Genomic DNA, 17,193 nt, shown 5'->3' on the forward strand with positions numbered 1-17,193 from the left:
TTGCCACCCCGCGCGGCGGCGGAATGCGGGATTATGTTGACCATGACCGAAGTGTCATCGCTCACCGGCAGACTGCTCGTCGCGACGCCCGCGCTCGCGGACCCGAACTTCGACCGGGCGGTGGTGCTCCTCCTCGACCACGACGAGGAGGGCTCGCTCGGCGTCGTCCTCAACCGCCCCACGCCCGTCGGGGTCGGCGACGTCCTGGAGTCCTGGGCCGGCCTGGCGGGCGCGCCCCAGGTCGTCTTCCAGGGCGGGCCCGTCTCGCTGGACTCGGCGCTGGGCCTGGCCGTGGTGCCCGGGGAGCCGCGGGACGGCGAGGACGGGGAGCCGCTCGGCTGGCGGCGGGTGTTCGGCGCGATCGGCCTGGTGGACCTGGAGGCGCCGCCCGAGCTCCTCGCGGCCGAGCTGGGCTCCCTGCGGATCTTCGCCGGGTACGCCGGATGGGGGCCCGGCCAGCTGGAGGACGAACTGGTCGAGGGCGCCTGGTACGTGGTGGAGTCCGAACCGGGGGACGTCTTCTCCCCGGACCCCGATCAGCTGTGGCGCTCGGTGCTGCGCAGACAGCGCAGCGAACTCGCGATGGTCGCGACGTATCCGGACGATCCGTCTCTGAATTAGGCTTGCGTGCCATGAGCACTCTCGAGCCCGAGCGCGGGGCGGGCACCGGCACCCTCGTCGAACCGACCCCGCAGGTGTCGAACGGCGATGGCGACCACGAGCGCTTCGCGCACTACGTCCAGAAGGACAAGATCATGGAGAGCGCGCTCTCCGGATCGCCGGTGGTCGCCCTCTGCGGAAAGGTCTGGGTGCCCGGCCGGGACCCCAAGAAGTACCCGGTCTGCCCGATGTGCAAGGAGATCTTCGAATCCATGCCCACCGGTGGCGGGGACAAGGACAAGAGCGGCAAGTAACGGCCGCCTCGGCACCCGGCAGGTACGGCCGCGGCGCGGCGGCCGTACCTCGCGCGTTCGGGGGGACATGGCGCAGGACGACGCCGTCACGGCGGACCGGGTCTTCGGGCTGTGCGAGCGGGGGCGCTTCGAGATGGCGCACTCGCTCGTCGACGACGCCTTCGTCACCCGCAACGGCAGCTTCGGCTACCTCGTACGGGCCAGGGTCTTCGCGTACGAGCGGCGGGCCGACCGGGCCCGGGAGGCCGTCGACTGGGCGCTGGCGCACGCGGAGCCGGGCGACCCGGACCCGCCGCTGCTGGCCGGACTCGTCCTGCTGATGCTCGGAGACGCGCACGCCGCCCTCGGGCTCGGGCTGCGGGTCGCCGCCGATCCCCGCGAGTGGCGCGCCCGGGTGCTGGTCGCCGACTCCTGCCGGATGCTCTCCCGCGGCCCCGAGGCCGTCGCCGCCGCCCGGCAGGCGGTGCTGATCGCACCCCGCGAGGCCGAGGCGCACGTCGCGCTCGCACGGGCGCTGGATCTCTCGCTTCGTCCGGCCGCCCGCGCCGAACGCCGCGCGGTCGTGGCGCGGGCCATGGAACTCGGCGCCGCGCCCGCGGACGTTGCGGGGCGGCGCCAGTGGCCCCGGGCCGCCCCCGCGCTGCTGGTGGCCGCGCTGGTGCTGTTCGCCGACCCCCCGGTGCTGGCCGGCGGGGTGGCCGTGCTGGTGGCGCTGGCCGGCTGGCTGTGGCTGCTGCAGGCCCGCCGCTCCGGCAGCAGCGGCCGGGGGCGGCTGCAGACCGTACGCGCCCTGGCCCGGGCCGAGTTGAACGGGGACCCGGCCCGCGCTCGCGCCGTGGCCCTCACCGCCGGGGCCTGCCTGCCCGTGCTCCCGTTCGCCGCCACCGGCCTGGTGGCCGCCTCCGCGGCCGACGGCGCCCCATGGCCGCTTCCGGCCGTCCTGGGCGTCGCGGCCGGCGCCGTCGTGGTGCTGCTGGCCGCCGCCCGCGCGGTGCGCTGGTGGTACGGCGACACCTTCCTGCAGCGCGACTTCCTGCCCAGCCGGCACACCGTCCTCCAGCTGACCGCGGTCGTCGCCCTCATCGGCACCGCCGTGGCCCTCTCCGCGGCTCAGGCGACCTCCACGGCGCTGTGGTCGGCGGTGGCAGTGGCCCACGTCCTGTGGTTCGTCGTCGGCATGCTGATCCCCTTCCGCGCCCTGAACCGCGCCCGCCGGGCCGGCGGCTGAGGCGCCGCGGCGTCCGGAAATCGGCGATTCGTCCGTTCCAGTTGCCGCGGGCGCGGCAGGATGGTCGTCATGGGCCTCATCCCGGCACCCGTCGAGGCGTCGCCGCGTACCCGGAACCCGGCAACACGGACGTCGTGGACACCACCGCCCTGCCGGTGCTGACCGGTTGGGGCATCAACCCGAACGTGCTGGCGCCCACCGAGGCCACCGTGCGCTTCTACGAGAACGTCCTCGCCGAGCTACTGGAGGTCTTCCCCTCGGAGTTCGTGCACATCGGCGGCGACGAGTGCCCCAAGGACCAGTGGCGCGCCTCCGCCACCGTCCAGGCCCGCATCAAGGAACTGGGCTTGCGTGACGAGGACGAGCTGCAGAGGTGGTTCGTGCGGCACTTCGACACCTGGCTGAGCGGGCGCGGCCGCCGGCTGATCGGCTGGGACGAGATCCTGGAGGGCGGGCCGGCCGAGGGCGCCGCCGTCTCCTCCTGGCGCGGCCACGCGGGCGGCGTAGCGGCCGCCCGGGCGGGGCACGACGTCGTGATGTGCCGGGAGAGCCAGGTGTACCTGGACTGGCGCCAGTCGGACAGCGAGGACGAGCCCGTGCCGATCGCGCACGTCCGCACCCTGGAGGACGTCTACCGTTTTGAGCCCGTCCCGGACGAGCTCACCGCCGAGGAGGCCGCCCACGTCATCGGCGCGCAGGCCAACATCTGGACGGAGGCGATGGATTCGGTCCGCGCGGTGGACTACATGGCCTTCCCGCGGCTCGCCGCCTTCGCCGAGACGGTCTGGAGCCGGCTGCCCGGTCCCGCCGCCCGCGACCACGAGGGCTTCGCCGCCCGAATGACCACCCACTACGGGCGACTTGACGCACTGGGGGTCGAACACCGGCCGCCGGGCTGTCCGCTGCCGTGGCAGCGGCGTCCGGGCGTCATCGGACGCCCGATCGAGGGGCCGCCCCCGATCGTGTGAGGCCCGCCACAACCCGCGGTGGGGCGACGCGGGAGATGGCAGGGTGGTATGGCCAATCACGGCAAGGCGCACGAAGGAGGCCGTTCCCGTCGCAACCTGGAGAAAGTCGCAAACCGGACGGAGTTCGATCCGGAAGGCAGGTTCTCCTTTGCGACCCTCGCGTTGATCACCCCGGAAGATGTGCCAGAGTTGCCACGTCCGGGCTGTCAGCACGTACCGTACGGCTACCGCACCGCGGACAGCCGGGGAAGGGGCAGCTGCGTGAGCACGTACGCACGGCAGGCAGCGCGCAATGTGGCGTTGCCGACCTCGCTCGACGAGGCCGTGGCGGCCTTGGCCGCCACGCCCACCGCCGTGCCCGTCGCCGGAGGCACCGACCTCATGGCGGCCGTGAACTCCGGGCTGCTGCGCCCCGCGGGACTGGTCGGCCTCGGGCGGATCAGCGAGATCCGCGGCTGGCAGTACGCGGACGGCGCGGCGCTGCTCGGCGCCGGCCTCACCCACGCCCGCATGGGCCGCCCGGACTTCGCCGCGCTCATCCCCGCCCTTGCCGCCGCCGCCCGCGCCGCCGGGCCCCCGCAGATCCGCAACGCGGGCACGCTCGGCGGCAACATCGCCGGCGCCGCCCCCACCGGCGACTCGCTGCCCGTGCTGGCCGCCCTGGAGGCGTCCGTCCTGGTCGCCGGCCCGGACGGCAACCGCGAGCTGCCGGTCAGCCACCTGCTCACCGGCATGGACCCGCTGCGGCCGGGCGAGGTCCTGGCGTACGTCCGGGTCCCGCTGCTGCACGCGCCGCAGACCTTCCTCAAGGCCACCGGCCGCACCGGTCCCGGCCGCGCGGTCGCGTCCGTCGCCGTCGTCCTCGACCCCGCCCGCCGGGGCGTACGCTGCGCGGTGGGAGCCGTCGCACCGGTGCCGCTGCGGCCGCTCGAGGCCGAGCGCTGGGTCGCCGGGCTGATCGACTGGGACGGCGAGCGCACACTGGCGCCGGAGGCCCTCACGGCCTTCGGCGAGTACGTCGCCGCCGCCTGCATCCCCGACCCGCTGCCGGCCGCGGACGGCGGCGTGGGGGGAGCCCCGCCCGCGGCCCCCGAACTGCCCCCCGCGGCCGTCCAGCTGCGGCGTACGGTGGCCGCACTGGCCCGCCGTGCGCTGGGGAGGGCACTGGCATGAGTGACGACGTGTACGACGACAGGACACCGGACGGGCGCATGACCGACCAGCCGCAGGAGGGGTCCCCGCACGGCGGGGGATTCAGCCCGGGGCACGGGGTGTGGGAGCCCCTGCCCCACGGCGAGTACGACCCCGACCAGACCATGCACGTCTCCTTCGCGGCGCAGCTGTCCATGGCCGAGCCCGGCGCCGATCCGCTCGCCGCCCCGGGCCACGGCTACGCGCCCGAGCCGCCCGCCGCCCCGGTCGCCGGCGAGGACGCGGCCACGACGTGGGTGATCCCCGTCGTACGCGAGGACCCCGCCGCCGACGACTCCGGCGAGTACTCGGTGGGGGCCTTCGTACCCACCCCGACCAGCGACTCGGCGCAGCCCTGGACCGCCCCCGCCGCCCTGCAGGCGCCCGCGGGCGCGGCCGACGGCGGCTGGTCCCTGCCCGCGGACGCCACCGGCCAGTGGACGCTGCCGCCGGCCCCGGACGGCACCGCCGAGGAGTCCGGCGAGTACCGCATCCCGCCCGTGTCGGCCCCCGCTCCGGCCCCGGCCGCCGCCGAGGAGCCCCGGCCGGGGCCGGACCCCGGCGAGGACGGCACCCACCCGCAGGAGCCCGCCACGGACCCGGTGGCGGATCTTGCGGCGGACCTTGCGGCGGAATTCGCCGCGCAGGAGCCGCCGACCCCGGAGGAGGGGGCCGACGGGCCCGGCGAGGGGCCCGTCGCGGACGCGCACAGCGAGCACCCCGTGGCCTCCTACGTCCTCAACGTCAACGGCACCGACCGGCCCGTCACCGACGCCTGGCTCGGCGAGTCCCTGCTCTACGTGCTGCGCGAGCGCCTCGGTCTCGCCGGCGCCAAGGACGGCTGCGAGCAGGGCGAGTGCGGCGCCTGCTCGGTCAAGGTCGACGGCCGGCTCGTCGCCTCCTGCCTGGTGCCCGCCGCGACCGCCGCGGGCAGCGACATCCGCACCGTCGAGGGGCTGTCCGCCGACGGCGGTCCCTCGGACGTCCAGCGGGCGCTTGCCGAGTGCGGGGCCGTGCAGTGCGGTTTCTGCATCCCGGGCATGGCGATGACCGTGCACGACCTGCTCGAGGGCAACCACAGCCCGACCGAGCTGGAGACCCGGCAGGCCATCAGCGGCAACCTCTGCCGCTGCTCCGGCTACCAGGGCGTCCTGGAGGCCGTCCGCCAGGTCGTGACCGAGCGCGAGGAGACCGCCGAGGCCGCCGCGGACGACACCGCGGGCGACCCGGCCGACGGCATCCGCGTCCCGCACCCGCGCCCCTCCTCCGGAGGCCCGGCGTGAGCACCCCGAACCTGCTGACCCCGCACCACCTCCCCCCTCGCGGCAGCGAAAGGTACGCGCGATGACGGGCCCCGACGCCGCGACGGCCACCCCGGCCGTGGGCACCCCCGCGCCGGTCGCGACCGGCGCCGAGCAGCAGTCCGCGCCGCACGGCATCGGCGCCTCCCTGCCCGCCACCGACGCCTACGCCAAGGCCCAGGGGACGTACCCGTACGCCGCCGACCTGTGGGCCGAGGGACTGCTGTGGGCGGCCGTGCTGCGCTCCCCGCACCCGCACGCCCGCATCCTGTCCATCGACACGACGGAGGCCGTCGCGCTCCCCGGCGTGCGGGCCGTGGTGACCCACGAGGACGTCCCGGGCGACGCCATGCACGGGCGCCGCGTCGCAGACCGCCCGGTCTTCGCCAAGGACACCGTCCGGCACCACGGCGAGGCCATCGCCGCCGTGGCCGCCGACCACCCCGACACCGCCCGGCTCGCCGCCGCCGCCATCCAGGTCGAGTACGAGGTCCTGGAGCCCGTCATCGACCCGGAGCGGGCCTTCGCGGCACCCCCGCTGCACCCCGACGGCAATCTGATCCGGCACATCCCGCTGCAGTTCGGCGACCCGGACGCGGTCGGCGAGGTCATCGTCGAGGGCCTGTACCGGGTCGGCCGCCAGGACCCGGCCCCGGTGGGCGCCGAGGCCGGGCTCGCCGTGCCCCGCCCCGACGGCGGCGTGGAGCTGTACGTCGCCTCCACGGACCCGCACACCGACCGCGACCTGGCCGCCGCCTGCTTCGGGCTGGAACAGGACCGGGTCAAGGTGGTGGTCACCGCGGTGCCCGGCGCGATGGGCGACCGCGAGGACTCCGGGGTGCAGATCCCCCTCGGACTGCTCGCGCTGAAGACCGGCTGCCCGGTGAAGTTCGTGGCCACCCGCGAGGAGTCCTTCCTCAGCCACAGCCACCGCCACCCGACCCTGTTGCGGTACCGCCACCACGCCGACGCCGAGGGCCGGCTGGTCAAGGTCGAGGCCCAGGTGCTGCTGGACGCCGGCGCGTACGCCGACACCTCCGCCGACGCCCTGGCCGCGGCCGTGGCCTTCGCCGCGGGCCCCTACGTCGTGCCGCACGTCTTCGTCGAGGGCTGGGCGGTGCGCACCAACAACCCGCCCTCCGGCCACGTCAGGGGCGAGGGCGCGATGCAGGTCTGCGCGGCCTACGAGGGCCAGATGGACAAGCTCGCGGCCAAACTCGGCCTGGACCCGGCCGAGATCCGCATGCGCAACGTCATGGCCACCGGCGACCTGCTGCCCACCGGCCAGACGGTCACCTGCCCGGCGCCCGTCGGTGAACTGCTCAAGGCCGTGCGCGACACCGACCTGCCCCCGCTGCCCGTCGACGACGACGAGTCCGAATGGCTGCTTCCCGGCGGCCTGGAGGGCGCGGGCGAGCCGGGCGCGGTGCGCCGCGGCGTCGGCTACGCGCTCGGCATGGTGCACATGCTGGGCGCCGAGGGCACCGACGAGGTCTCCACCGCCACCGTCCGCGTCCACGACGGCGCCGCCACCGTCATCTGCGCCGCCGTCGACACCGGCCAGGGCTTCGCCACCCTCGCCCGGCAGATCGTGCAGGAGGTCCTCGGCGTCGAGGACGTCCGCGTCCTGCCCTCCGACACCGACCAGCCCCCGGCCGGCGCCGCCGCCCGCGGCCGCCACACCTGGGTCTCCGGTGGCGCCGTCGAGCGCGCCGCCAAGATGGTCCGCACCCAGCTGCTGCAGCCGCTGGCCGGGAAGTTCGGCATGTCGGCGGAACTGCTCTCCATCGCCGACGGCAAGATCACCTCGTACGACGGGGTGCTCTCCACCACCGTCGAGGAGGAACTGGCCGGCAAGGAGCTGTGGGCCACCGCCCAGTGCCGCCCGCACCCCACCGAGAAGCTCGACGACACCGGCCAGGGCGACGCCTTTGTGGGCCTCGCCTTCTGCGCCGTGCGCGCCGTGGTCGACGTCGACATCGAACTCGGCGCGATCCGGGTGGTGGAGATGGCTGTCGCCCAGGACGTCGGCCGGGTCCTCAACCCCGCACAGCTGCGGGCCCGGATCGAGGCCGGCGTCACCCAGGGCGTCGGCATGGCCCTCATGGAGGACCTCCGCGCGCCGCGCGGCGTCATCAAGCGGCCCAACCTGACCGGCTATTCGCTGCCGACCGCGCTCGACGCGCCCGCGATCCGCGTGGTCCGGCTCATCGAGGAACGCGACGTGCTCGCCCCCTTCGGCGCCAAGGCCGCCAGCGCGGTCCCCGTCGTCGTCTCCCCGGCAGCCGTCGCCTCGGCCGTCCGCGCGGCCACCGGCCGCCCGGTCAGCCGCCTGCCCATCCGCCCCCAGCACGCGGTGGTCCGGCCGCAGACGTGACGCCCCGCCACACGCGCTGAGGGGCCCGGTCCGCACGGACCGGGCCATGGTGGACGGTCTCCGCATCGAACCGCCCGCGCTGGCCGTGAAGATGCTTCCCCACCCCGGGAGCGGTCTGGCACGACGGGACGGTCCGCGTGCACTGGGCCTCAGAAACGGCGCAAGGGAGCGGCCTGGCGGTATGACGCCCTGGGCCCTAGACTCCGTGTTCCCTGACGCTGCAGGTCCGGCATCCCCGTACTCCCAGGGGTAAGATGCCGCGCTCAGGGGCGACCAGGGAGCAGGGGGCCGACTCAGGAACCAGGGAAAGAGAACGACCCCCTTGACGACGATCCAGCACAGCCGTGCGGGCAGACGGCAGGCCATGCGCCGGATCCGCCCCCGGCGTTCCCCCGCGATACCCCTGGCGGCACTGGCCTGGTTCGGCGCGGCAGCCACCCTGTGGCTGTGGTGGAGCAACACACCGTATGTGCCCCGGACCGTCGGCGACTGCCTGACGGCCGCCGGCCGGATCACGGGGCTGCTGTCCGGATACGTGACCGCCATCGTGATCGCGCTGATGGCGCGCGTTCCGGCCCTGGAGCGCCGGGTGGGCACCGACCGGGTCACCCGGTGGCACGCGATGAGCGGACGGTACGCGCTGTCCCTGGTCGTCGCGCACGTCGTGCTGATCCTCTACGGCTACGCGCTCCAGGCGGACACCGGCATCGTGGCGCAGACGGTCTCCGTCGTCACCGAGTACCCGGAGATGGTGAAGGCGACGGCCGGGACCCTGATCCTGCTGCTCGTGGGCCTTGTCTCGGTCGGCGCACTGCGCAGACGCCTGCGCTACGAGACGTGGTACTACCTGCACCTGCTCACCTATGCCGCCGTCTACCTCGCCTTCTGGCACCAGCTCGCCACGGGCAGCGAATTCGTGACGGGCACCGTCGCGCGCACCGCCTGGTACGCCCTGTACCTTCTGGTCGGCGCGCTGGTGCTCTGGTACCGCGTGCTCACTCCTGTAGGGCTCAACCTCCGGCACCGCATGCGGGTCGAGTCGGTCGTGCAGGAGACGCCCGGCGTGGTGTCCGTGCTGATCCGCGGACGCCGGCTGCACAGGCTGGGTGCGGAACCGGGACAGTTCTTCCGCTGGCGGTTCCTGGCCGAGGGGCTGCGCTGGACCTCGAACCCGTACTCGCTGTCGGCGCCACCCCGGCCGGATCTGCTGCGGGTCACCGTGAAGGCGGCCGGCGGGCACAGCGCGGCGCTGGCCCGGCTCCGCCCGGGCACCCGGGTGTGGGCGGAGGGCCCTTACGGGGCGATGACCGCGGGCCGCCGCAGCCGTGGCAAGGTGCTGTTGCTCGCGGGCGGCGCGGGGATCACGCCACTGCGGGCGCTGTTCGAGACCCTGCCCGGGGGGCCTGGGGATCTCACCCTGCTCTACCGGGCGCGCACGGCCGAGGAGCTCGCGCTCCGGGACGAGCTGGAGGCGATCGCGGACGCCCGCGGTGCGCAGCTGCTGTACGCGGTGAACAGCCCGGACGGCAGACGGCCCGCGATCACCGCGAAGAAGCTGCGGAGGATCCTGCCGGACATCGCCCGCCATGACGTCTACCTGTGCGGGCCGCCGGGCCTGGCCGAGGAGTCCTACGCCGCGCTCCGCGAGGCCGGCGTCCCCGACCGCCGCATCCACCACGAGTCCTTCGAGTTCTGAGTCCGGTGACCTCCGTGAAGAAGAAGCATTCGCTCCGTCGTGTCGTGCTCACCAGCGCCGTCACGGTCTCCGGCATCGTGCTGATGCTCGCGCTCAAGCCCGGCACGGACCCGTCCGTCCATCAGGCCGGTGCTCCCTCCGCCCCGGTGACGGCGGTCCCCTCCGCATCCATGGCCGTCTCCACGTCCACCCCCGCCTCCGCTTCTCCCTCCGTGTCCGCCTCGGCGTCGGGGAGGGCAGGACACCGGCGCGCCACGTCGTCTCCGGCCGCTTCGATCTCCAGCTCCTTCCCCACCGCCCCCAGGAGGACCAGCACCGCCCCGTCCACCCCGAAGACCACCACGGCCGCGCCCACCACCCGTACCGTCACCGGTCCCACCGTCCAGACGAACTACGGGCCGGTCCAGGTGCGGATCACGCTCACCGGCACCCGGATCACGGGGGCGACCGCCGTCCAGTACCCCGACGAGACGGCACGGAGCCGGGACATCAACTCCACCGCCGTCCCCAAGCTCAACCAGGAGACGCTGGCCGCGCAGAGTGCGAGCATCGACTCGGTGTCCGGTGCCACTTACACCAGCACGGGCTACAAGCAGTCGCTGCAGAGCGCCCTGGACCAGGCCGGTGTCTGAGCCCGCGCGCCTGCGCCACGTGGAACACGTCATGGGCACGGTCTTCTCCTTCGACGTCCGCGGCTTCACGCACCTCCCGCGCGTGCGTAGGGCGCTGGAGGAGTCGGTCGCCTTCCTGCACATGACCGACGCCGTCTTCTCCACCTACCGCTCCGACAGCCAGATCAGCCGACTCGCCCGCGGCGAGCTGGATCTGCGGAGTTGCGATGCCGAGGTGCGCGAAGTGCTGCGGCTGTGCGAGGAGGCCGAACGGCAGAGCGACGGCTGGTTCTCGGCCCGGTACGAAGGCCGGCCCGGCACCGGTCCCGACCCCACGGGCCTGGTGAAGGGCTGGGCGGTCGAGCGCGCCGCACGGACGCTCGCCGAGGCCGGCGCGGAAGCGGTGTGCGTCAACGGCGGCGGCGACGTCCAGACGGTGGGCGGTCCCTGGCGGATCGGCATCTCCGATCCCCTGACCCATGGTGCCGTTGCCGCGGTCGTCGAGGTGGGTGCCGAGGCCCATGAGACGGCCGTCGCCACGTCGGGCCCCGCCGAACGGGGCTGCCACATCCTCGATCCGCACACCGGGCAGCCGCCGGCCACTCGACTCGCCTCGATAACCGTCGTCTGCCCCACCCTCACCGCCGCCGACGCCTGGGCCACCGCCGCCTACGCCATGGGCGACGCGGCCCGCACCTGGCTCAGTACACACCCTGGCGCGCAGGCCTTCGCCGTCACCACTGACGGCGTCACCTGGCACACGACCGGTTTCCCGCGGTCGGCCGGTACGGCCGACCCCGGGAAACCGGTACGGGTGCTACGGGGTGACGCGCAGCAGCAGGTTGGGTGATCCGCTGCCGGGGCCGGCGACCACTCCGGAGGTGGCCGCCGAGGTCAGGGCGCTCGCCACCTGGGAGGGCGAGGCCGACGGATGTCCGGCGAGATAGACGGCGGCCGCGCCCGTGACGTGCGGGGTCGCCATCGAGGTGCCGGAGATGGTGTTGGCGGCGGTGTCGCTGTTCTTCCACGCGGAGGTGATGGACGATCCGGGCGCGAACAGGTCCAGCCCGGAGCCGTAGTTGGAGTAGCTGGCCCTGGCGTCGGTGCTGGTCGTGGCGCCGACGGTGATCGCCTCGCTCACGCGCGCGGGCGAGTAGGAGGAGGCGTTCGCCCCGTCGTTGCCCGCGGCGACGGCGTAGGTGACCCCGGAGGCGATCGAGTTGCGGACGGCGGTGTCGATCGCGGTGTTGGCGCCGCCGCCCAGGCTCATGTTGGCCACGGCCGGCTTCACGGCGTTGGCGGTGACCCAGTCGATGCCGGCCACGACCTGGGCGGTCGTGCCCGATCCGGCGTTGTTCAGGACACGTACAGCGACGATCTTCGCCTTCTTGGCGACGCCGTACGAGGTGCCGGCGACGGTGCCCGCGACATGGGTGCCGTGGCCGTTGCCGTCCTGGGCGACGAAGTCGTTCTGGACCGCGTCGTAGCCGTAGGAGGCCCGGCCGCCGAAGTCGGTGTGCGTGATGCGCACTCCGGTGTCGATGATGTACGCCGTCACGCCGGCTCCGGCCGTGTCGGGGTACGTATAGCTGTTGTTCAGGGGGAGCGCCGCCTGGTCGATGCGGTCCAGTCCCCACGAGGGCGGGTTGGTCTGCGTGGCGTCGATGCTGACCGTGGCGTCCTGGATGACCTGGGCGACGGCGGGGTCCGCGGCGAGCCGCCCGGCCTCGGTCGCGGTCATGTGGGCCGCGTAGCCGTTGAGGGCGGCGCGGTAGGTGTGATCGACCACGCCGCCGTGGCGGGTCACCACGCTCCGGCCCCCGGCCGAGGTCGATGTGAGTCCGGAACTCTTCTTGAGGATGACGATGTAGCTGTCCTTGACGGCGCCCTTGACGTCGGCGCCGATGATGCGGCCTTCGGCCGGTGCAGCCTGTGCGGGGGTTACCGCGGTCAGACCGAGGGCGGCGGCGGTCACCACCGCCGAGAACGCTGCGGCGATCCGCCGCTGGGTTCTGTGCGTCACTGCCATCGCGGGGGAGTCCTCCTGCAATCGCTGGTGCGTTACGGGACGACCGACATCGTGATGCATCTGACGCGTACATTATAAGAGCGTCTTGGAGGGATCTGCCTCGCCGTAGGCCCCAACGGCTTGACGTTGATGCACTCCCCGGCGATCCGCGCGTTGAACTGAGACGGTGAAGACGAAGGGGCGGTACCCCGCGACGGCGAGATCTCTGCCCCTCCGGGTGGGACGTAACCCCGCGGCCACAGCGTCTTCAGAGTGTGGACGACGAACAGGATCTCGGATGAAGCGCCGGCACGAAGAGGAATTCATGGCGTTCGCCGCTGCGCGATTCGCACCTCTGTTCCGCTCTGCGTGTGTGCTCACCAGCGGTGATGTGCACCTCGCGGAGGATCTGGTGCAGGACACGCTGGGCCGGATGTATGCCAACTGGCGCAAGATCACGCAGGTGGACGACCCGGCGGCCTACACCCACACCGTCCTCGTACGGACCTACCTGTCCTACCGCCGCCGGCGCAGCAGTTCCGAGCAGCCCACCGACACCCTGCCGGACTCCGGTGCCGCCACCGAGCACGACGCCACGCTGCGGGTCGCGCTGCTCGACGCTCTCGGCCGGCTCTCCGCCCGGGACCGGGCCGTCCTGCTCCTGCGGTACTGGGAGGACCGCAGCGTCGAGCAGACCGCCGCGATCCTTCAGATCCGGCCGGGCGCGGTACGCAACCAGAGCATGCGTGCGCTCGCCCGGATCCGGGACCTTCTGGGCCACGACCTGTCCGAGCTCGTCAGCCCCTGAACTCCGGTGCCGCGGCACCACCTCGCCCTCTTCACCGACCTCCGAAACGCGGTGACCCGCCATGCCCATCGAAGAAGACTTCACCGAAGCCCTCCGAACCACCCTCATGACCTTCGAGCCGCCCAACGCGGCCCCGCTTCTTCAGGGCTGTGTCCGCGACGGCCGACGCAGGCGCCGCCGCCGCGCCGCGGCCGCCGGTGTGAGCGGAGCAGCCGTCCTCGCGCTCGTCGGGCTCGGCGCTGTGGTCGTCCCCGGGCTGCTGTCCGACGGGCGGCCCGCCGACCACACGCTCGCCGGTCCGGCGGCCTCGGCCACGACCGGCTCGGCATCCGCCACCCCGGAGCCGGCCTTCACCGGCACGCTGCCCGCCGACCGCGCCCTTGCCATCCTGACCACGCTGCTGCCGAGCGGCCTGACCCATTCGAGCCCGCCTGGCGGCCGGCAGTCGGGGCAGCTGTGGGTGGACGACGGGCACGGCAAGTCGCTGTTCGAGGTGCACGTTTCCCGGCAGACCTCCACCGCCGCGATCCGCAGCCACGTCTTCGCGGGCACGAACCCCATGGCCGACGGCACCCTGATCGCGTCCCGGCAGGCACCACCGGGAACGAGCCCTGGGCACGAGGTGGTGAACGTGCTTCATCCCGACGGGCTCTACGTCACCATCTCGGTGTGGCAGGCACCGAGCCAGAACGTCCCCTCGACCCGTACCACGCCGATCCTGACACCGGCCCAACTGCGGGCCATCGCAACCAGCCCGCAGTGGCGGTAGCGCTCGCAGCGGCCGTGCGGCGGGCCGGCACGATCACGGCGCAGAGCTCACTTCGGTGTTCGGCGACTGTCCGGCCGCGCCCGCACCGGCGGCTGATCCGCCTTCAGACGCGGAACGGCCGCACCTGGGCGACCGGGCACGCAGCGACGTCCGTCCACAGCCGCACCCCGGCGGGTGTCCGCACGTCTGTCATGGCGAGACGATGTGTCGGCGCTCGCTCACCGCGACGCGGCGCAGCGGGACAGCGCGTCGCGCGCGGAGGCGCCGTCGGCGCTGCCCAGGGCACGTCGTGACCCAGGCGAGAGAGGCAAGGAAGATCAGTGAGAAGAGTTCCCCGGGCGATCGTGTCGGCTCTGTTGTGCTTCGGTGCGCTGGCGGCATGCTCCGCCGGGCCCGAAGCGGCACGTGCGTCGCGTGCGCCGGAATCCGCCCACACAGCGGAGGCGGTCAGGCCGTCGGCCGACCAGCCTTCGGCGCATGACCAGACCACACCGCGCACCACCCGGCCGAGTCGCCGTCCGCCCGCGTCCCACGCCCCCAGCTGGCCCGACAGGTCGGTTCGCAACAGCGCCGGCCCCCACATCGGCGCCTTCTTCCGGCGGTACCTCACCGGCGACAGGCGGTTCGACGCGATGCTCCCCGGCGAACGGCAGCCCCTCGCGCACGTCGCCCGCGTCGACGTGACGACCCGCCCTCACTGACCCCGGCGCTGTCGCTCCTCCTCCCGGAGGTGCCGGGAGGAGGAGCGGACCACAAGCCGGTGGAGGCCGTGCGGGAATCGAACCCACGTGACGTGAGTTGCAGTCGAGCCCCTGAACCACTCGGGCACACGGCCTTGCGTCGGTGACGTGCTCCGACCATAGGCGGCGTCCCCGGGAGGGGGCCAACGTCTCCCGGGGCCTGCAACGGGACTGCCGTACGCCGTTCACGAACCGCCCGGTGAGGCGGCGCCGGACAGGAACTCCTCCACCACCGGGCGGAACAGATCGGGTTCGTCGACCCAGGGGAAGTGCCCGACGGCGTGCAGAGGGCGCAGGACGGCGTGCGGGAAGCAGGCCGCGACGACCTCGCCCGCGCGCATGCCGGTGATCGCGTCGCGGTCGCCGGTGAGGACCAGGACCGGGCAGGTCACCTCGCGCAGCCGGGCCAGGACGGCGAGCCGGCCCGGCTCGTCCACGCCCTGCCAGAAGCCGGCACGGGGGACCGGGTGCAACTGGCCGCCCTCCGCGGCGGCGTGGGCGCGCTGGGGCTCGTCCCAGTGGCCGTAGGCCATCGGCGCGACCTGGAGCAGCAGCGCGCGGACCCGGTCGAGGTCGTCGGCGGTCTGCAGTTCGGCGAGGGCGGCGACCGCCTCCGGCCACCAGGGCTCGCCGACGCGGCTCTCGAAGATCTCGCGGGCGTCGTCGGGCAGCTCGCCCTGCAGCCGGGAGCCCGGGGTGACCAGCACCAGGTGGGTCAGCCGCTCCGGATAGGCGGCGGCGTACGCCTGCGCGGTCGCGGCGGCCGCGTCGTGCGCGAGCAGCGCGAAGCGCTCCAGGCCGAGGTGCCGGCGCAGCGCCTCCACGTCCTGGGCGAGCCGTGGGAAGGAGTAGGCCGTCGGGTCCGCGGCCGGCGGGCTGCCGCCGGTGCCCCTGCTGTCCGGGACGACCAGGCGCCTGCCTCGGTCCAGGCCGCCCAGGTCGCCCAGGTAGGCGGCGTCCCGTCCCGGGCCGCCGGCGAGCGCGAGCAGCACGGGCCCCTCGCCCCGGTCCGTGTAGGCGAGCTCGGTTCCGTCGTACGACGTGTAGTGCGGCATGGCCTACGCCTTCCCAGCCCGGGCCGGCTTCTCCCGGTCCTAGGCCGAAAGGCCGACCGGGGTGCCAGGGGCAAGTGGCAGGTTGACCCCTTACCCTGTCGTGGTGACCACCGCAGACACCGAGCCGGTATCCGGCCACGCAGGCATGCCCCTCGCCGCGCAGGACACCGGCGCCGACACCGTGCTGGGCAGCCGCTACCGGGCGCTGACCCTCGCGATGGTCTCCGTCGTCCTGCTCATCGCCTTCGAGGCCACCGCCGTCGGCACCGCGATGCCGGTCGCCGCGCGGGAGCTGGACGGGCTGCCGCTGTACGCCTTCGCCTTCTCCGGCTACTTCACCACCTCGCTGTTCGCGATGGTCGTCAGCGGCCAGTGGTGCGACCGCACCGGCCCGCTGGCGCCGCTGGTCGCCGGCATCGGCGCCTTCGCTGCCGGGCTGGTCGTCTCCGGCACCGCGCAGTCCATGTGGCCCTTCGTGCTGGGCCGCGCCGTGCAGGGCATCGGCGGCGGGCTCGTCATCGTCGCCCTGTACGTCGTCGTCGGCCTCGCCTACCCCGAACGCCTGCGGCCCGCGGTGATGGCCGCCTTCGCCGCGTCCTGGGTGCTGCCGTCCATCGTCGGGCCGCTCGTGGCCGGCACGGTCACCGAGCAGTTCGGCTGGCGCTGGGTCTTCCTCGCCATCCCCGTGCTCGTCGTCCTCCCGCTCCTCATCGGCCTGCCCGCACTGCGCCGCACCTCCCTTCAGCGTCCGCCGGACGACCGCGCGGCCCCCGACGGCCGCCGGCTGCGCCTCGCGCTCGCCGTCTCCGCCGGCGCCGGACTGCTCCAGTACGCCGGGCAGGACCTGCGACCGCTGTCCCTGGTCCTCGCGGCGGCCGGTGCCGCGCTCGTCGTCCCGGCCGCGCTGCGGCTGCTGCCCCGGGGCACCTTCCGCGCGGCCCGCGGCCTGCCATCCGTGGTGCTGCTGCGCGGTGTGGCCTCCGGCACGTTCCTCGGCGCCGAGAGCTTCGTGCCGCTCATGCTCGTCACGCAGCGGCACATGTCGCCGACCCTCGCCGGGCTCTCCCTGGCCGGCGGCGGCGTCACCTGGGGCATCGGCTCCTGGATCCAGGGCCGCCCCCGCCTCGAACGCCACCGCGAACGCCTCGTCGTCCTCGGCATGTTCCTCATGGCCGCCGCGATCGCCGGCGCCGCCCTGCCGTTGCTGGACGCCGCCCCCGCGTGGAGCACGGCCGCCGCCTGGGCCGTGGGCGGCCTCGGCGCGGGCCTGGTCATCTCCTCCCTGAGCGTCATCCTCTTCAAGCTCTCGCCGCCCTCCGAGGCCGGCGCCAACTCCGCCGCGCTCCAGGTCTCGGACGCCCTGTCCAGCGTCGTCCTCGTCGCCGCCGCGGGCACCGTCTTCGCGGCCCTCGGCGGAGCGGGCGGAGCCTTCACGGCCGTCCTCCTCCCCATGGCCGCCATTTCCCTCGCGGGCGTGGGCGCCGCGGCCCGGCTCCGCCCGAAAACCGGGTGAGGCGGCCGCGGCGG

General features: G+C 74.0%; 14 protein-coding genes and 1 pseudogene. 13 read left to right on the forward strand and 2 right to left on the reverse strand.

The annotated features are described in order from the left end of the window. Positions 1–42 precede the first annotated feature (42 nt). From AC3EUJ_RS04620 to AC3EUJ_RS04665, 10 genes and pseudogenes are all read left to right on the forward strand, one after another. Entirely contained in the window at positions 43–621 is a 579-nt protein-coding gene (locus AC3EUJ_RS04620) for a YqgE/AlgH family protein (RefSeq protein WP_431959630.1), read from the forward strand. An 11-nt stretch (positions 622–632) separates the two neighbouring features. After that, a complete protein-coding gene (locus tag AC3EUJ_RS04625; protein ID WP_431959631.1) occupies positions 633–914 on the forward strand; it encodes a DUF3039 domain-containing protein in 282 nt (93 codons plus the stop codon). Positions 915–981: 67 nt separating this feature from the next. Continuing rightward, positions 982–2,142 (forward strand): hypothetical protein, encoded by a 1,161-nt coding sequence (locus tag AC3EUJ_RS04630; protein ID WP_431959632.1) that lies wholly within the window; start codon positions 982–984, stop codon positions 2,140–2,142. Positions 2,143–2,240: 98 nt separating this feature from the next. Beyond that, a pseudogene (locus tag AC3EUJ_RS04635) lies at positions 2,241–3,110 on the forward strand (family 20 glycosylhydrolase); the annotation flags it as partial. Between the two features lie 261 nt (positions 3,111–3,371). Next, a complete protein-coding gene (locus tag AC3EUJ_RS04640; protein ID WP_431959633.1) occupies positions 3,372–4,283 on the forward strand; it encodes an FAD binding domain-containing protein in 912 nt (303 codons plus the stop codon). Further along, positions 4,280–5,584, forward strand: coding sequence for a (2Fe-2S)-binding protein (locus AC3EUJ_RS04645; RefSeq protein WP_431959634.1), 1,305 nt, complete (start codon positions 4,280–4,282; stop codon positions 5,582–5,584). The genes AC3EUJ_RS04640 and AC3EUJ_RS04645 overlap by 4 nt, the downstream gene beginning before the upstream one ends. A 61-nt stretch (positions 5,585–5,645) precedes the next feature. Beyond that, positions 5,646–7,979: a xanthine dehydrogenase family protein molybdopterin-binding subunit gene (locus tag AC3EUJ_RS04650; RefSeq protein WP_431959635.1), complete on the forward strand. Its 2,334-nt coding sequence runs from the start codon at positions 5,646–5,648 to the stop codon at positions 7,977–7,979. A gap of 364 nt (positions 7,980–8,343) precedes the next feature. After that, positions 8,344–9,675, forward strand: a complete 1,332-nt coding sequence (locus AC3EUJ_RS04655) for a ferredoxin reductase family protein (RefSeq protein WP_431959823.1) — start codon at positions 8,344–8,346, stop codon at positions 9,673–9,675. 14 nt (positions 9,676–9,689) lie between these two features. Beyond that, positions 9,690–10,307 carry an FMN-binding protein gene (locus tag AC3EUJ_RS04660; protein ID WP_431959636.1) on the forward strand — a complete coding sequence of 206 codons (618 nt, stop codon included), beginning with the start codon at positions 9,690–9,692 and terminating at the stop codon, positions 10,305–10,307. 31 nt (positions 10,308–10,338) lie between these two features. Next, positions 10,339–11,136 carry an FAD:protein FMN transferase gene (locus tag AC3EUJ_RS04665; RefSeq protein WP_431959824.1) on the forward strand — a complete coding sequence of 266 codons (798 nt, stop codon included), beginning with the start codon at positions 10,339–10,341 and terminating at the stop codon, positions 11,134–11,136. On the opposite strand, the gene AC3EUJ_RS04670 is transcribed toward AC3EUJ_RS04665, so the two are convergent. Beyond that, on the reverse strand, positions 11,104–12,315 hold the full coding sequence (locus AC3EUJ_RS04670; RefSeq protein WP_431959637.1) for a S8 family peptidase: 1,212 nt from the start codon (positions 12,313–12,315) through the stop codon (positions 11,104–11,106). The two genes, AC3EUJ_RS04665 and AC3EUJ_RS04670, sit on opposite strands and share 33 nt — an antisense overlap. 277 nt (positions 12,316–12,592) lie before the next feature. On the opposite strand from AC3EUJ_RS04670, the gene AC3EUJ_RS04675 reads away from it, so the two are divergent. Both AC3EUJ_RS04675 and AC3EUJ_RS04680 read left to right on the forward strand, forming a co-directional pair. Continuing rightward, positions 12,593–13,102, forward strand: coding sequence for a SigE family RNA polymerase sigma factor (locus AC3EUJ_RS04675; protein ID WP_431959638.1), 510 nt, complete (start codon positions 12,593–12,595; stop codon positions 13,100–13,102). 61 nt (positions 13,103–13,163) lie between these two features. Then, complete coding sequence (locus tag AC3EUJ_RS04680; protein WP_431959639.1) at positions 13,164–13,871, forward strand: hypothetical protein; 708 nt, start codon at positions 13,164–13,166, stop codon at positions 13,869–13,871. 925 nt (positions 13,872–14,796) lie between these two features. Here the strand turns inward: AC3EUJ_RS04680 and AC3EUJ_RS04685 are convergent. Beyond that, positions 14,797–15,666, reverse strand: coding sequence for an alpha/beta fold hydrolase (locus AC3EUJ_RS04685; protein WP_431959640.1), 870 nt, complete (start codon positions 15,664–15,666; stop codon positions 14,797–14,799). A gap of 145 nt (positions 15,667–15,811) precedes the next feature. Between AC3EUJ_RS04685 and AC3EUJ_RS04690 the strand changes: the two genes are divergently transcribed. After that, positions 15,812–17,179, forward strand: a complete 1,368-nt coding sequence (locus AC3EUJ_RS04690; RefSeq protein ID WP_431959825.1) for an MFS transporter — start codon at positions 15,812–15,814, stop codon at positions 17,177–17,179. Positions 17,180–17,193: the final 14 nt, after the last annotated feature.

The organism is Actinacidiphila sp. bgisy160, assembly GCF_057707815.1.

Excerpts from the sequence above, each read along its gene's own strand:
- AC3EUJ_RS04620 (WP_431959630.1), top strand. The coding sequence starts at position 43 with ATGACCGAAGTGTCATCGCTCACCGGCAGACTGCTCGTCGCGACGCCC.
- AC3EUJ_RS04625 (WP_431959631.1), top strand. The coding sequence starts at position 633 with ATGAGCACTCTCGAGCCCGAGCGCGGGGCGGGCACCGGCACCCTCGTC.
- AC3EUJ_RS04630 (WP_431959632.1), top strand. The coding sequence starts at position 982 with ATGGCGCAGGACGACGCCGTCACGGCGGACCGGGTCTTCGGGCTGTGC.
- AC3EUJ_RS04645 (WP_431959634.1), top strand. The coding sequence starts at position 4,280 with ATGAGTGACGACGTGTACGACGACAGGACACCGGACGGGCGCATGACC.
- AC3EUJ_RS04650 (WP_431959635.1), top strand. The coding sequence starts at position 5,646 with ATGACGGGCCCCGACGCCGCGACGGCCACCCCGGCCGTGGGCACCCCC.
- AC3EUJ_RS04655 (WP_431959823.1), top strand. The coding sequence starts at position 8,344 with ATGCGCCGGATCCGCCCCCGGCGTTCCCCCGCGATACCCCTGGCGGCA.
- AC3EUJ_RS04665 (WP_431959824.1), top strand. The coding sequence starts at position 10,339 with ATGGGCACGGTCTTCTCCTTCGACGTCCGCGGCTTCACGCACCTCCCG.
- AC3EUJ_RS04670 (WP_431959637.1), bottom strand. The coding sequence starts at position 12,315 with ATGGCAGTGACGCACAGAACCCAGCGGCGGATCGCCGCAGCGTTCTCG.
- AC3EUJ_RS04675 (WP_431959638.1), top strand. The coding sequence starts at position 12,593 with ATGAAGCGCCGGCACGAAGAGGAATTCATGGCGTTCGCCGCTGCGCGA.
- AC3EUJ_RS04680 (WP_431959639.1), top strand. The coding sequence starts at position 13,164 with ATGCCCATCGAAGAAGACTTCACCGAAGCCCTCCGAACCACCCTCATG.
- AC3EUJ_RS04685 (WP_431959640.1), bottom strand. The coding sequence starts at position 15,666 with ATGCCGCACTACACGTCGTACGACGGAACCGAGCTCGCCTACACGGAC.
- AC3EUJ_RS04690 (WP_431959825.1), top strand. The coding sequence starts at position 15,812 with ATGCCCCTCGCCGCGCAGGACACCGGCGCCGACACCGTGCTGGGCAGC.